This window comes from bacterium (assembly GCA_013360195.1).
Lineage (GTDB): Bacteria > Electryoneota > RPQS01 > RPQS01 > RPQS01 > JABWCQ01.
In genome coordinates, this window is record JABWCQ010000001.1 from 225,286 (window position 1) to 239,838 (window position 14,553).

General features: G+C 53.9%; 14 protein-coding genes. All 14 read left to right on the forward strand.

The features are described from left to right. Positions 1–124 precede the first annotated feature (124 nt). The 14 genes from HUU59_01020 to speB all read left to right on the forward strand — a co-directional run bounded on the left by HUU59_01020 (position 125) and on the right by speB (position 14,276). The gene (locus tag HUU59_01020) at positions 125–2,131 is read left to right on the forward strand and encodes a hypothetical protein (protein NUO18018.1); all 2,007 of its coding nucleotides are present in this window, start codon (positions 125–127) and stop codon (positions 2,129–2,131) included. 76 nt (positions 2,132–2,207) lie between these two features. Then, positions 2,208–2,582: a fluoride efflux transporter CrcB gene (crcB, locus tag HUU59_01025; protein ID NUO18019.1), complete on the forward strand. Its 375-nt coding sequence runs from the start codon at positions 2,208–2,210 to the stop codon at positions 2,580–2,582. A 403-nt stretch (positions 2,583–2,985) separates the two neighbouring features. Beyond that, complete coding sequence (gene aspS / locus HUU59_01030) at positions 2,986–4,755, forward strand: aspartate--tRNA ligase (protein ID NUO18020.1); 1,770 nt, start codon at positions 2,986–2,988, stop codon at positions 4,753–4,755. Positions 4,756–5,273: 518 nt separating this feature from the next. Next, a complete protein-coding gene (locus HUU59_01035) occupies positions 5,274–6,146 on the forward strand; it encodes a PhoH family protein (GenBank protein NUO18021.1) in 873 nt (290 codons plus the stop codon). Continuing rightward, positions 6,139–6,597, forward strand: coding sequence for an rRNA maturation RNase YbeY (gene ybeY / locus HUU59_01040; GenBank protein ID NUO18022.1), 459 nt, complete (start codon positions 6,139–6,141; stop codon positions 6,595–6,597). The genes HUU59_01035 and ybeY overlap by 8 nt, the downstream gene beginning before the upstream one ends. Next, positions 6,594–7,892 carry an HlyC/CorC family transporter gene (locus tag HUU59_01045; protein ID NUO18023.1) on the forward strand — a complete coding sequence of 433 codons (1,299 nt, stop codon included), beginning with the start codon at positions 6,594–6,596 and terminating at the stop codon, positions 7,890–7,892. The genes ybeY and HUU59_01045 overlap by 4 nt, the downstream gene beginning before the upstream one ends. Continuing rightward, positions 7,889–8,410, forward strand: coding sequence for a hypothetical protein (locus HUU59_01050; protein ID NUO18024.1), 522 nt, complete (start codon positions 7,889–7,891; stop codon positions 8,408–8,410). The genes HUU59_01045 and HUU59_01050 overlap by 4 nt, the downstream gene beginning before the upstream one ends. Before the next feature lie 32 nt (positions 8,411–8,442). Continuing rightward, on the forward strand, positions 8,443–9,234 hold the full coding sequence (gene mazG, locus HUU59_01055; GenBank protein NUO18025.1) for a nucleoside triphosphate pyrophosphohydrolase: 792 nt from the start codon (positions 8,443–8,445) through the stop codon (positions 9,232–9,234). Then, a complete protein-coding gene (gene hflX / locus HUU59_01060) occupies positions 9,231–10,655 on the forward strand; it encodes a GTPase HflX (protein ID NUO18026.1) in 1,425 nt (474 codons plus the stop codon). The genes mazG and hflX overlap by 4 nt, the downstream gene beginning before the upstream one ends. A 245-nt stretch (positions 10,656–10,900) precedes the next feature. Further along, on the forward strand, positions 10,901–11,452 hold the full coding sequence (locus tag HUU59_01065) for a helix-turn-helix domain-containing protein (GenBank protein ID NUO18027.1): 552 nt from the start codon (positions 10,901–10,903) through the stop codon (positions 11,450–11,452). A gap of 52 nt (positions 11,453–11,504) precedes the next feature. Next, a complete protein-coding gene (gene speD / locus HUU59_01070; GenBank protein NUO18028.1) occupies positions 11,505–11,915 on the forward strand; it encodes an adenosylmethionine decarboxylase in 411 nt (136 codons plus the stop codon). After that, on the forward strand, positions 11,916–12,383 hold the full coding sequence (locus HUU59_01075) for an arginine decarboxylase, pyruvoyl-dependent (GenBank protein ID NUO18029.1): 468 nt from the start codon (positions 11,916–11,918) through the stop codon (positions 12,381–12,383). Positions 12,384–12,536: 153 nt separating this feature from the next. Beyond that, a complete protein-coding gene (gene speE / locus HUU59_01080; protein ID NUO18030.1) occupies positions 12,537–13,376 on the forward strand; it encodes a polyamine aminopropyltransferase in 840 nt (279 codons plus the stop codon). Positions 13,377–13,445: 69 nt separating this feature from the next. Beyond that, a complete protein-coding gene (speB, locus tag HUU59_01085; protein ID NUO18031.1) occupies positions 13,446–14,276 on the forward strand; it encodes an agmatinase in 831 nt (276 codons plus the stop codon). Positions 14,277–14,553 lie beyond the last annotated feature (277 nt).

Genomic DNA, 14,553 nt, shown 5'->3' on the forward strand with positions numbered 1-14,553 from the left:
TGATGCATCTACAATGCTATAGAATCTCGAAAAAGTCAATACCTCAACCAGAAAAAGAGAAACCGCCCCAATTCTGGCCCGCCTCTTGCCAAATACATCGTAGCTAACTCAGGAGTGTTTTCCCGTGCGCTACAGAATTACGATGTATTTTTCATGTATTTGCTGGATTTTCTCCGCTACGTATGCGGTAGACGCTGTTGATGTGCAGCAGAAATTGCAAACTGCAAGAATCCTGCTTGACCAGCCCACGCCGGACATTGAGCAACTGACTGCATTAAGTGACCAGCTTAAAGCGTTTGTGTTGAATGAGTCCGACAACACGTGGCGCGATTCCACCTGCAAAACCGTCGCGCTGATTGCTCGGGCCACCTCGACTGACCCGCAAAGTCACCGCTGGGCCATTGACCTCTGCACAACCGACCCGCTGGCACCGTGGACAAAATACACACTCGATTACTGCTGGCCTGTCGGTGGTGAAGCCGCGCATCAGCTTGAAGTTGCTGACATACTGCTCGACATGTGCGGACGCTCTCCCGATGCGCCATGGGTTGGTGATTTCAAAACCGCGCTCTTCCGGGCTTATGCCGCCGAAGAGTTCTGGTCGCCCGCCGCTTTCCTCGGAATGCAATTGATTCGAGCCGACTTCCCGCTTGGTGCGCAAGACCAGCTTACTCTGGCAAACTGTCTCTTGCGGGCCAATCAAGAGGAGTCTGCGCGAGAGGTACTCTTCGCATTGAGCAACAACACCGCGCCCAATTCCCCGCAAGCTCTGCGCGCAAGTGTCGAGCTCGGTCTTATCGAACAAGTCCTCGGACGTGACATTCAATCCAAGCAGGAGTTTCAACAGGCTTGGAACATCTGGCAGAAACACAAACGAAAGCCCGGATTCTCCGACCCGCTTGTGGCAAATGCCGCCGCGAGAGCGCGCTGGGAACTTCTGCAATTTGAATTTGCCGCGCTCGAAAAAACTCTGCATGTGTCGCTGGAATGGAATGCCAAAGAAGCCACTCGCTGGTGCAACGAGCTCGAACGCAATACCAACGAACTCCTGACGATTGCCCCGTCTTATGAATCCGCTGTCGCGCTCTTGACTGGAAAACTCCATCGTCTCGAAGGCGACGCGCTGCTTCGTCTGGGGATGTTCTCCAGCAGGCCGGAGGATTTGCTGGCGCGCGACAAACTGCGTGCACAAGCTTTGACGGCGTTTAACCAAGCCGCGGATATCCTGGTCTTCACGGCTCGCCATGAAGCGAAAGCGCTGCCTCCGCTCGCACCCGGACATTGGTCCACGCAAAAACGCGATTTTCAAACTGAAGCGCAGCAGGAAACATACGACCTGTATGTCCATGTCGCCGAACAGCTGGAAGGGTGGGCTGCTTCATTATGGCAGCAGACTCCATTGAGGAGCTTCGGGCAAAACGGTTACTCACCGCGATGTGATGCGATTGTGCACGAAGCTTTTCCGGTGCTGCAGGAGTGCGTCAATTATCGCAAGCTTGCGCTGCGCTTCGCCCGGCAGAATCCCGGCATTGACGGTGTCGAAAACTCCGTGGCAACGTTGTATCAAGACATGCTGAAACCGGTGATGGAATTGCGAAAGCTGTGCGGCAGTCAGTGGCAGACGACGTCAGCGAACGCGATGCAGATTTCGCGCACGCTGGCCGCAACGTCAAATCCGGATGCGGTCGAGTCCATGACGGAAGCCTTGTCGGCGCAGCTTGCCGAGGCGACCAAACTGGCGAATGAGTCCAATACGGCTCTTGCCACGGTGTTCGAACAGCTGTTTACCGCAGTACCTGACAAGGACTCCTTGTCTCTCCTCGCGGAACATAAGCTCGCTCTCGATCGTGAGTATGCCGCGATGAATCGCACAGTGCATGAATCGCTCGAGTTCGCGACCCACTCGCTTGATCGTCGCGACACGCGCGCGGCCAGTCTGCGTTCCAAACTATTTAAGTACAGCTCGTCTGCGGCGGACGTTGAGTTGAGTGTACTTGAAGAGGGTCATGCGTGGGCTCAAGCGAACGGTTATCTGTCATCGGGTGGAAGCCTGCTGTACGCGCGGCTTTCCGAACGCGATCCGGCCAAGTATCCGCTTCGCGGCGGTGTTTGGCAGGCGGGTCGAAAGTAAACCTCACTTACGCTGGAATCAATGTGATGACGCGGCGGCTTGAAAGAGTCGCCGCGTTTTGCTACTTTGACTGACCATGAAGAACATTCTTCTCATCTTTGTCGGCGGTGGACTTGGTTCGCTGTTGCGTTATGTGATGTCGGGACTGGTGTACAGGCTGACCTCCCTCGGTTTTCCTTATGGCACGGTGGTGGTAAATGTCACCGGATGTTTTGCGATCGGTTTCTTGATGACGGCAATGGCGGCGCGATTTGACGATTCGCCCGCGCTGAAGGTGTTTCTGACCATCGGATTGCTGGGCGGTTTCACGACCTATTCGTCGTTCAGTTATGAGACCATTGCTTTGATTCAGGAGGCGAAACCGGCGGCGGCTGTGGTGAATATCGGAATAACCCTGACGGGCTGTTTAGCTGGAACATGGTTGGGATTGGGACTTGGCCGAATGGTTTAGGGAAGACGTGCCAGGCGGAAAGGCTTAGGGGGAGCTTTGTCTGCGATGATTGCACAAGAAAATCTCTGTGGATTCGGTATTCACGCTTGTAAGTCCTTTCGCCCTGCTGCGGGAAGACAATGCGCTTGGGTTTGGGTTCAGACGCCGCGCTATCCGCCCCTACACCCGGGCGTCGGGCAGGAGGCCCGACCTAGGGATGAATGGTTATGCGTCAGCGCAAAGTTGCCTACTTTTCAAGTAGGTTGATTTTCCAGCTAAATTGGTGCATATTGTCCCTGAACGCATGACCTGCGCCGCCTATCGGGCGGCGCTGTTATTTCCAATAATTACATGCTATTGAGTGTAAAGACTCGAACGGCCTCCCAACGGGCACAACATGTTGTGCCCCTACAGTAAGAAGAACATGACGACAAGAACACATACCTGCGGGGAACTCCGCAAAACTGATAACGGGAAATCCATCGTCCTGCAAGGCTGGGTGGCGCGGGCGCGCGACCTTGGCGGGCTGGTGTTTATCGATCTGCGCGACCGCTACGGCAAGACGCAAGTGGTGGTCGAGCCGGAACAGGCCGACGCATCCCGGATTGCGCATGAACTCAAAAACGAATGGGTCGTTGAGATCCAAGGCACGGTGCGCGCACGGCCGGACGGGATGGTCAATGCCGATATGCCGACGGGTGAGGTGGAGGTGGTGGCAACGTCAATAGAAGTGCTGAACTGCTGCCCCGAATTGCCGTTCCAAATTGAAGGCGCGGACAAAGCTTCGGATGAACTGCGCTTGAAATACCGCTATCTGGATTTGCGGCGGAGCGAATTGCAGGACGTGCTGATTCTGAGGCACAAAGTCTCGAATATCGCGCGGAATCATTTCACGGAGTTGGGTTTCATCGAAGTCGAGACGCCCTGTCTGGTCAAGAGCACGCCGGAAGGCGCGCGCGACTATCTTGTGCCAAGCCGCGTGTTCCCGCATCAGTTCTACGCGCTTCCGCAATCACCGCAGATCTACAAGCAGATTCTGATGGTGGCGGGATTCGATAAGTATTTCCAGATTTGCAAGTGTTTCCGTGACGAAGATTTGAGAAGCGACCGCCAGCCGGAGTTCACGCAGATTGACGTCGAGATTTCCTTTGCCACACGTGACATCGTATTCAGCACGGTGGAGGGGTTGTGGGTGAAGATTCTAAAGGAAATTTGGAATACTTCAGTCGAGATGCCCTTGCCGCGACTGTCGTACAACTATGTAATGGAGAACTATGGTTCGGATAAGCCGGACTTGCGATATGACCTCAAGTTTGAGAATGTCACGGGTCACGTGAAGGACACCGAGTTCCGGGTGATTCGCGGAGCATTGGACGCGGGTGGAGTAGTGATTGGTTTGCGCGTGCCCGGACAAGCGGAGATTTCGCGCAAGCAGTTTGCTGAAGTGGAAGAGCTGGCCAAGGCGTCAGGGCTTGGCGGAATTCTGCCGATTAAGATCGGAGCCGAGGGCTTGAGCGGTGTGTTGGTCGGCAAAGTGAGTGACGATGCGATTGCGAACATCGTCAAACAACTCAAAGGTGAGCAAGGCGACTTGCTGCTCCTTGCCGTCGGCAAGAAGAGCGATGTGCTGAAAGCGCTGGGTGTCATGAGGATCAAGCTTGCCGAACACTTCAAGCTGTTTGATCCGAATGACCACAAGAACGTATCGATGTTTTGGGTAGTGGACTTTCCGTTATTTGAACGCGATGAAGAAACGGGAGAAGTTTGGCCTGCTCATCATCCGTTCACAGGATTCAATCCCGAAGACTCACATTTGCTGGACAGCGAGCCGTGGAACGTGCGCTCGACGTCGTACGATTTGGTGATGAACGGCAACGAATTGCTGTCGGGCTCGATTCGTATCCATGATCCGGAAATACAGTCAAAAATCTTCAGGATGCTGGGCATCTCGGACGAGGAGGCCAAAATGCGATTCGGGTTCCTGGTGGACGCGCTGAAGTACGGCGCGCCTCCGATGGGCGGTTTTGCGCTGGGATTCGACCGGATGATCATGGTGCTGACCAATCGGCCAATCCGGGACGTTATTGCCTTCCCGAAGACGACCTTAGCTCAGTCGCTGATGGACGGGAGCCCATCGCCGGTTGATCCTAAGTTACTTGATGATTTGAAGATAGGATTGCTTCCGGTGAAGTGATGGGCCGGTCTCAGGTTAGAGCGAGCGGAAGTCCCTAATTCACAAAAGTCTAACAGTTTAGCCCCGGAGGGAGAAAATTCCTGCCGGGGCGAGTTTTATTGACAAGGGGTCTGTTTTTTGTTACATTTAGACAGGTGGTCCGAAGCAAGAAGGAATAATTGGGCATACCTGCCTCAAACTGAGTGGATAAGTCCCGAAGTAAAACGACAGAATGTATGAGTATTGGGTACCTCCGCCGGACACCTTTTGTCCTGCGCGAGGTATTTTTTGTGTGATGGTAGTTCAAAGGAGGCACTCCACTGACGCAACGCTCTATGGCCGCAGAACAGTCGCCGCAAGAGTTTATTGAGATTGTCGAACTTCCCATTGAGGAAGGTGTGTTGCGGCCACTGCTTGGTCCCAACGATGACAATTTGCGTTATCTGCAGCGACACATTCAATCGAAAGTGACCGCACGCCGCGAGAAGATCCTGATTCGCGGTACGCAGGCGGACAATCTGGAAGCCGTCGAACTTATCATGGATCTCGTCGGCATCACACGGAAGCAGGGGAATCTGTCGCGCGGCGACATTGACCGGACGCTGCATATCAGCGCGCCGGGACGGGAGTTGCACGCCGATCCTGATGCTCCGTTTGCGGCGATGTTCCGCGCGGGCGACCGGAGTTACAATCCGCGCACGGCGGGACAAAACGAATATTGGGAAGCGATTCAACGCAGTGACATCACGTTCGCATTCGGACCTGCCGGAACCGGCAAAACATTCATCGCCGTCGTCTGCGCGGTGCAGATGTTTCAGCAGGGGAAGTTCGACCGGATTATTCTCGTGCGTCCGGTAGTGGAAGCGGGTGAGAGTCTGGGTTTCCTGCCGGGTGATGTGCGCGAGAAGGTGGATCCTTATTTCCGACCGCTTTATGATGCGCTGATGAAGATGATTCCGGGGGACCGTTTGCGCAAATTGCTGGACCGGCAGATTATCGAGATTGCTCCGCTTGCGTACATGCGCGGCAGAACGCTCGATAATGCGTTTCTCATTATGGATGAGGCGCAAAACACGACGGCAGGGCAGATGAAAATGTTTCTGACTCGCATGGGCGAGAATTCGAAGGCGGTTATCACCGGTGATTTGACGCAGATAGACCTGCCGCGGCGCAGCGACTCGGGATTGCTCGGCATCGAGTACATCCTCGAAGGCATCAAGGGAATTGAATTTGTGAAATTGAAAAACTCCGACGTCGTCCGCCATCCGCTCGTGGCGAGAATCGTCGGCGCCTACGACCGACTATTGAAGAATACTGCGGACGCGAGCGGCGACGCAGCTCAAGAAACAGGCGAAGCTCTCGGCAAGCTGCCCGAACACCGCGGTAAGCCGTCCTCCACCTCCAATGACTGACCAACCTCCCCCGCGCAGGCGCGCTCGAGGCAAGCTCGAATTCTATTCGGAGATTCCCCGTGCGCGCGTGCGCAAAGACTATGCACTGGCTTGCGCAAGCGCGGCCATGCGCAGAATACCCGCACCTGTCAACGCGATTCGCTTTGTGCTTGTGAATGACCGCAAGATGGCGAAGCTGCACCGGGAATTCATGAACATTCGCGGCACGACGGACGTGATTACCTTCGATCTCACCGACCCGGGCAAGGGAATCGAGGGCGAGATTTACATTTGTCTCGATCAGGCTCGCAGGCAGGCGCGCGACTATCGCGTGCCGCTCTATCAGGAAGTCGCGCGTCTGGCCGCGCACGGTGTCCTGCATCTGGCAGGGTATGATGACCGTACCGAAACGGGGCGTAAGCAGATGAGCCGGTATGAGGACATTGCCTTGAAAGCGGGAGGTGCGTTATGATTGACACGTATTTCCTGTGGAGCTTTGTCGCATTTTTCGGCTTGCAGCTCATGGCAGCCATGTTTTCACTGGCGGAAACGGCGCTGCTGTCACTCACGCGGTCGCAAATCAGCGATCTTAAAGAGCAGGCGGCCGAGAACATAAACGCGCAGCGGCTAACCAAGTTGCTGGAAGACCCGCGGCGGTTTCTTATATTCATTCTTGCGGGCAACACAGTCGTCAATGTCCTGTCGGCGACCGTTGCAGCACTTGCAGCATCACGGATACTCTCGCATGATGCCGAGCTGGAGTGGATTGTTTACTTGATACAGGGAGTGTTTGTGACCGGAGTGCTGCTCATCATGGGTGAGATCATTCCGAAGTTCACGGCCGTGCGCAATCCGTACAAATGGTCGCTCCGGCTGGCTACTCCTTTGGCGTTCCTGAATGTTCTTTTGTGGCCGGTAACTGCGGTGATGGCACCTCTCGCCGAATGGATTTCGCGCACGCTCGGAGTCGAGAAGAAGAAGCTTTGGATTTCCGAAGAGGAGGTCAAGACCCTGCTCGAAGTAGGTGAAGAGCATGGCGCGCTTGAGAAGACAGAGCGCGACATGATTCACTCGATTTTCGAGCTGGGTGAAATCTCCGTCCGGGAAATCATGGTGCCGCGAACCGATATGGTGGCTATCGAAGTACGGACACCGACTGCAAAGGTGCTGGAGACATTGAAGAAGTGCGGGCATTCGCGACTGCCCGTGTTTGACGAGAAGATAGACAATATCATCGGGATACTTCATGTCAAGGATCTGCTGACTTACTTCCCGTTCAAGGATGAGGTGGATCTGAAGCGAATTATTCGCGCGGCGCACTTTGTTCCGGAAGCCAAAACGATTGACGAGCTGCTTAAGCAGTTTCAGGAACAGCGGGTGCACATGTCCATCGCGGTGGACGAATACGGCGGAACGGCAGGGCTTGTGACTCTCGAAGATGTCATTGAAGAGATCGTCGGCGAGATTCAGGACGAGCATGACGCCGAACGCACCTTGTGGACTCGAGTGGACGAGCAGACCGTACTGGTCGATGCCAAGCTTGACGTGGAAACCGTCAATGAAGTGTTGGGCGAGGATGTCATCCCGATTGACGACGACTTTGACACTCTCGGAGGTTTTCTGCTTTCTGAACTCGGTGACTTCCCCGAATTACAAACCCGCGTCGAATACCATAACTACGAATTTGTGGTGGAAGAGGTGCGGCGGCACAGACTTGGCCGTATCCGCATCATCCGGCGCGAAGCAATCGCGGCAAAGGACGAATGAGCATAAAGGAACGAATCGGCTGGAAATTTTTGTCGTGGCGCAAGGGGGAGCATGCCGGAGGACGCATCACACTTCCCGGCGCGGCACGGCATGCGCGCAAAGTGTGTGTGCTGCTGCCATCGAATTTCGACGATTTCGATATCGTGCGTGTAATTCTTCCCGAAATTTTCAGCCGGCTGGAAAATGCGCAACTCACGATTTGGGTGCGCGACAATTACCGCAGCTGGCTCATCATTAATGAGTCTTGCAGCATCATGAGTTATGATCCGGTGCAATGCACAAAGCTTGGATTGCCGGACAACGCGATACTCAAGCAAATCCGGTCAACTGAGTATGACCTGCTGCTGGACCTTTCACTGAATCCGGAGTTGTACGTGGCGGCGTTGGCCAAGGAGGTGCGAGCTGAGATGAAGGTCGCACTTGCACACCCGCAGACGGAAGAATTTTACAATCTGCTGGTTGAAAGCGACTCTGAAGACCGGGGTCGGAAATTACTTGCGCTCCTTAATTATCTCTGACGACATTGAAACCCCTTTTCGAAAATACCGCCTTGACTGAGCAAGCCGCCGCCGAGTTCGCGCGGCTTGTGCACATTATGGCAGCGCTGCGGTCGCCCGGCGGCTGTCCGTGGGACTGCGACCAGACGCACGAGTCACTCCGGCCCTATTTGATCGAGGAAACCTATGAGGTCCTTGATTCAATTGACCGCAAAGCCTACGGCGAACTTAAGAAGGAACTCGGCGACCTCCTGCTGCACATCATTTTTCACTCGCGGATGGCCGAAGAGGAGCAGTTATTCAACATCGCCGATGTCTTGCACGAAATCAATGAAAAGCTGATTCGCCGGCATCCGCATGTGTTCGGCGACGCGGTTGTTCATTCGGCGGATGATGTCAATAAACAATGGGAGAAGATCAAACTAAAGGAAGACCACCGGCCGCAGCTGCTTTCGGGTGTGCCCAAGAACCAACCGGCACTCAACCGGGCTTATCGCGTGCAGGAGAAAGCGGCGGCTGTCGGATTTGACTGGCCGTCGGACGAACCGGTGTGGGCAAAGCTCTCCGAAGAGATAGCTGAACTCCAGCACGAGTTGCGAGTTGGTAACAGGGAAAAAATTGAGGCCGAGTTCGGAGACCTCCTGTTCACGATGGTGAATCTGGGACGTAAACTGGACGTTCACCCCGAGGAGGCGCTTCGAGGCGCCATCCAGAAATTCACGGATCGGTTCGGCCAAATCGAACTCGCACTCATGGAGGAGGGGATTCCGCTCCATGAGGCAGGATTGGAGAAAATGGACAAGCTATGGGACAAAGTGAAAGCGGATGAGAGAGTGCAATCATGAGTCCACCGCGGAGCAAAATCGGCGATGACCGGGCACGGTCACTGGGGTTTGACCGGCTGAAGATAGAAGATGCCTCTCAAGGTGACGCTGAGAATACGCTGGTCCCGAAAAGGGAGCGAGCTCTCCTCATAGGTATTTGTAAACCGGGTGAGCATTTGACGGCGGCGCAGGAGCACTTGGACGAACTGGCCATGCTTGCTGAAACCGCCGGAGCTGAGATTGCCGACCGCGAGCTGGTCAAGCTCCGGCAAATTGACTCCGCTCTATATGTAGGAAAAGGAAAAGCAACGGAGCTTTCTGCACTGGCCGCCGAAGTAAGAGCGGATCTCGTGGTAATTGACGAGGATCCAGCTCCTGCTCAGTGCCGCAATCTTGAGCGCGAACTTAAAACTCGTCTCATTGACCGCTCTGGACTGATTCTGGACATTTTTGCCAAACGTGCCCAAACGCGTGAGGCTCGGACGCAAGTGGAATTGGCTCAGCTGAAGTATATGCTTCCCAGACTGACGGGTGCGTGGACTCACCTTGAACGGCAGCGAGGTGGTATCGGTATGAGAGGACCGGGTGAAACTCAGATTGAGACCGACCGGCGCATCATCCGGTCGCGCATTCGCAAGCTGGAGGAGGATTTGGTGCTGATTGAGAAGCAGCATCGAACGCAGCGTGCCAAACGGCAGGACGTGTTCAGATTCTCGCTTGCCGGTTACACGAATGTGGGTAAATCCACTCTAATGAATGTTCTGACATCCGCCGGCGTCTATGAAGAGAACCTGCTATTTGCCACTCTGGATTCAACGACCAGAGCGTTGCCGCTTGGGCAGGGAATTCGGGCTGTCCTCTCAGACACAGTTGGGTTCATACGCAAACTCCCGCATGGACTCGTGGCCAGTTTCCGTTCAACTCTTGCCGAGATTTCCGAAGCTGACTGTATCGTGCACTTGATTGACGCGGCATCACCGACTTACAGGGAGCAAATGGAAACAGTTGAAAACATACTGAACGAGATGGGACTTTCTGATGTGCCAGTCATTGAAGTTTTCAACAAAATCGACGTGCTCGACGATCCGTCGGTCACGAAATGGGTGAAGGAGCACAAGCCGGAAGCCGTGCTAATCAGTGCAGTCAAGGGTATCGGAATCGACACTCTTCGTGAGCGAATGCGGCATGTCATGGAGCAGGGGAAAGTGGTTCTGGACATCCAACTCGATGCGGCCAACGGTAAACTATGGCAAGAGATCTACCGGGTGGGCGAAGTCCAGAGCACCGAAGCGATCGGCGATGTAATCCACATGAAAGTGCAGCTCGACCGTGTCGACGCCGGGCGGCTTGGATTGCTTGAACAGAAGCGACCCAATCCGTGGCGACGGGGACAGGTTCCGGAAGAGTCAGGGGAGGCCGAAAATGGCGAAAAAGAGGCGTAAGTACCGAAAAATTTTTGTCCCGGCAAGTTGTTTGCCTGACCCAAAGCTACGCTTCGAAGGCGAAATTGATTCTCGTTAATTGTCCTAAGAGTGCCAATTTATTAAACTTTCGAAAAGCGGCGTGACGCGATTAGGCGCTTGAAAGCCAAAGGCTTAAGGGGGAATCCCGTCAGAAGGGGGCTTGACAAGACCCCCTTTTCTCTGTATATTTCGCCTTCATTTATTGAACAAGAAGTTTAATATACTTGGAATACAGACCGGTGGATATCGGAGCACGCTTACGAAACCTCCGACTGGCCCGGAATCTGACCCAAGAAGAATTGGCAGAGCGCGCCGATCTGACAAAGGGTTTCATCTCTCAGCTTGAGCGCGATCAGACCAGCATCTCAGTGGACAGTCTCCTCGGAATCCTCAAGGTTCTGGATGTAACTGCTGCCGATTTTTTCAAGGAGACGCAGCCTGATCAGGTAGTGTTCTCCAAGCTTGAAAGAATTTCCCTGACGGAAACTGGTGCTGAGAAGTTTGAATTGCTGATTCCCGGCGGGGCGGACCGCGAAATGGAAGCCGCGCTGGTTACTTTGGAAGCCGACCAGCAAACCTATCCAATAAAGCCCTATCAAGGGGAAGCATTTGGATTTGTCTTGTCGGGGACCATTACTCTGGTTTTTGGGAACGACAGTTTCAGCGCCACGGCGGGGTCGAGCTTTTATTTCTCGGGTGAACGCGAACATTTCATTCGCAACAACGGCAAACGAACAGCCGAGTTTCTTTGGGTAACAACGCCGCCCACATTCTAAGTCGCGTTGGTTTTTCTCACCTTTCACCTTCTTTTGGGTAGGAGAACCTAAATTGAAGTCTTTGGGACAGCAAATTGTGGTTGATTACCACAAGTGTAATCCTGAAATCCTCAACGACGTCGCCGCAGTCAAGCGCGCCATGCGTGAGGCTGCATTAAAGGCGGGCGCGACCATCGTGACCGAGGCCTTTCATTTGTTCAATCCGTACGGAGTGTCCGGCGCAATCATCATTGCCGAGTCACATCTGGCCATTCATACGTGGCCGGAGTTCGGCTACGCGGCCGTTGACCTGTTCACGTGCGGCGATGAAGTCGATCCGGCGGTGGCCTTCGAGCATCTGAAGCAGGCGCTCGAAGCCGATGAATTCACTGCGATGGAGATGAAGCGAGGTATCATGAACTCGCACGGCCTGAGATTTGACTCGCACAAGGCCGCGCAGAACGTGACCGCTGCGGTAGCGTAGATGATCATTAAGACCCCCGACAAGTATTTTCTTGTCAAAGGATTTGCCGAGGGTGAAACGGAACTGAACGCGTTCGACAACGCGCTGCTCGCCGCGGGTGTGGGCAACACGAACCTTGTCCGGATGAGTTCCATACTGCCGCCGTCGGCAAAAGAAGTGGAGCCGATGAAGCTTCCCTACGGAGCTTTGGTGCCCATTGCCTATGCAGATGAGTCCAGCTCCCTGCCCGGTGAAACGGTCAGCGCGGGGGTCGCAGTCGGTATTACCGATGATCCGTCGCTGCCCGGGGTCATCATGGAGCACCACATGCATGGTTCCGAAGAAGAGTGCCGGAAGATAGTCATTATGAAAGTCGAGTCCGCATTCAAGGTTCGAGGGTGGAAATTAGCTGACATGAAAGTGGCGGTTATCTCCGGAAAAGTGGAGAGAATTGGAGCTGCGTTTGCCGGCGTTGTCCTGTGGACGTAGATTAATTTGATGTTAAATTATCGGCCTCCTGCATGTTAGGAGGCCGATTTCTTTTGAATTTTCGTAAGTCCTGTAATTTGAACACCCGTCAGGCTTGATGAGTGTTGAGTTTCTGAGAGCCGTTCATTATCTTCTTGTTCTCTTAAGTGATTTATGGAACTCTGGTTAACTGAAACATACGGCCCGATTCGCGGCGGCTGGAAGGCTGGGGGAGTCCTGTATTCCAAACAGTCGAAATACCAGCTGGTCGAGATTGTTGAGACCGAGCGCTGGGGGAAGACGCTTGTGCTCGACGGCTGCATGATGACCACCGAAAAGGATGAGTTCGTTTATCACGAAATGTTGACTCATCCGGCGATGGTAACACATTCTGCACCTAAGAGCGTATGTGTTATTGGTGGAGGAGACGGCGGCACAGTCCGGGAGGTCTTGAATCATCCGGGTGTCGAACGGGTTGTGCTGGCGGAAATAGACGGGGATGTCATTGACGTTTGCCGCAAATTCTTTCCCTATCATACGTCGAAACTTGACGATCCTCGAGTGGACATTCAGGTGGGTGACGGATTCGAATATTTGAAGAATCACGAAGGAGAATTCGATGTGATTCTCTCGGATTCAACGGATCCGATCGGCCCCGGTGAAGTGCTGTTCACACAGGAGTATTTCGCTTTAACGAAACGCGCGCTCAGGCCGGGCGGTGTGCTCGTCACACAGTCGCACAGCCCGTGGGATCCTGATTCCCGGTTGAAGAGCATTCGCGACGTTTTGCTGCGAAATTTTGCGCAGGCTCACTGGTACGGGGCGGTCATCCCGACCTACCCGTATGGCTGGTGGAGCTTCTTTTTTGCCTCGGATTCCGTGCATCCTCTTGAGTCCGCTCGCATTGAGCGGATGCAGGAGATCACGCAAAACGCCAAGTATTATACGCCGGCAGTTCACGAAGCTGCATTCGCTGTACCCGCATTTTTGGCCCGTGAATTAGGTCTCTCTTGACGCTGCCGACTTGCTGAATTCATAGGACGCTCCCCCTTCAATATCCCGACGACCAGAACACAAGTTTACATGGGTGCCAGCGAGTCTCTTGAAGGCGCCCGTTTGGCGTTGTTCGGAATGCCCTATGACGGAACCTGTTCATTCAGGCCAGGTACGAGATTCGGTCCTGCGGCAATTAGAAACATATCCGACGGCATTGAAACGTACTGTCCGGTTGCGGACAGGGACCTGGAAGACGTGCAATTTGCAGACTTGGGTGACCTGATTCTGCCCCCCGGCGATAAGTTAGAAAGCCTCCAAATCATTGAAAAAGCCGCTGGCGAACTCTATAACAGGGGGGTCCTTCCGGCCGGACTCGGGGGCGAGCATCTGGTCAGCCTTCCGCTGGTAAAGGCGGCTTTCGAGCGCTTTCCTGACGCAGTTTTGGTGCAATTTGATGCACATCTTGACCTGCGTGATGACTACCTTGGGACGAAGCTCTCGCATGCGACGGTCATGCGAAGAATCATGGAGTTTGTGAATCCGTCACAGATATTGCAGATTGGGCCAAGGTCTGGGCCGAGGGAGGAGTTCGAAGTTGCTAAGAAATTTGGAACTTACCGTCCAGATTCGTTTACAGCAGCCGAACTGAGTGCATGGATCGCAAATCGGCCTGTTTATGTCACATTAGATTTGGATGTGCTTGATCCCTCTATACTTCCGGGAACCGGCACTCCTGAGCCCGGGGGGGTCAGTTTTACCACCCTGCAGAGCTGGATTGTGGCGCTTACAGGTGTGAAGTGGGTTGGGTGGGATGTCGTCGAATTGTCCCCAGACTACGACCCAAGTCATGTATCCTCAGTGGTTTCCTCCAAAGTTGTTCGCTCAATGATCCTGGCCTCCACCGCAACGCTTTGCTAATTGGCTTGCATTTTGCCACGGCTTGAGCCATAAGCTCGCCCTTGCAGTTGCTATAAGCTCTATAAGAAACATTGAGATAGACTCCTTGTAGCCCCTGAGGGTCTCTGACAATAGCGAACCCCCTGAGGATTATAGACTTTCGTTTTGCCGGGGGTTGAGAATGTTAAAAATAGACAAAACATTTTCCTTGACAAGTTGATTCCGATTGACTATATTTGGGGAACTTTGACCAGTATAGAACTTTTTTGAACTTAGGTCAGACCCTTTTTAGTAAGTT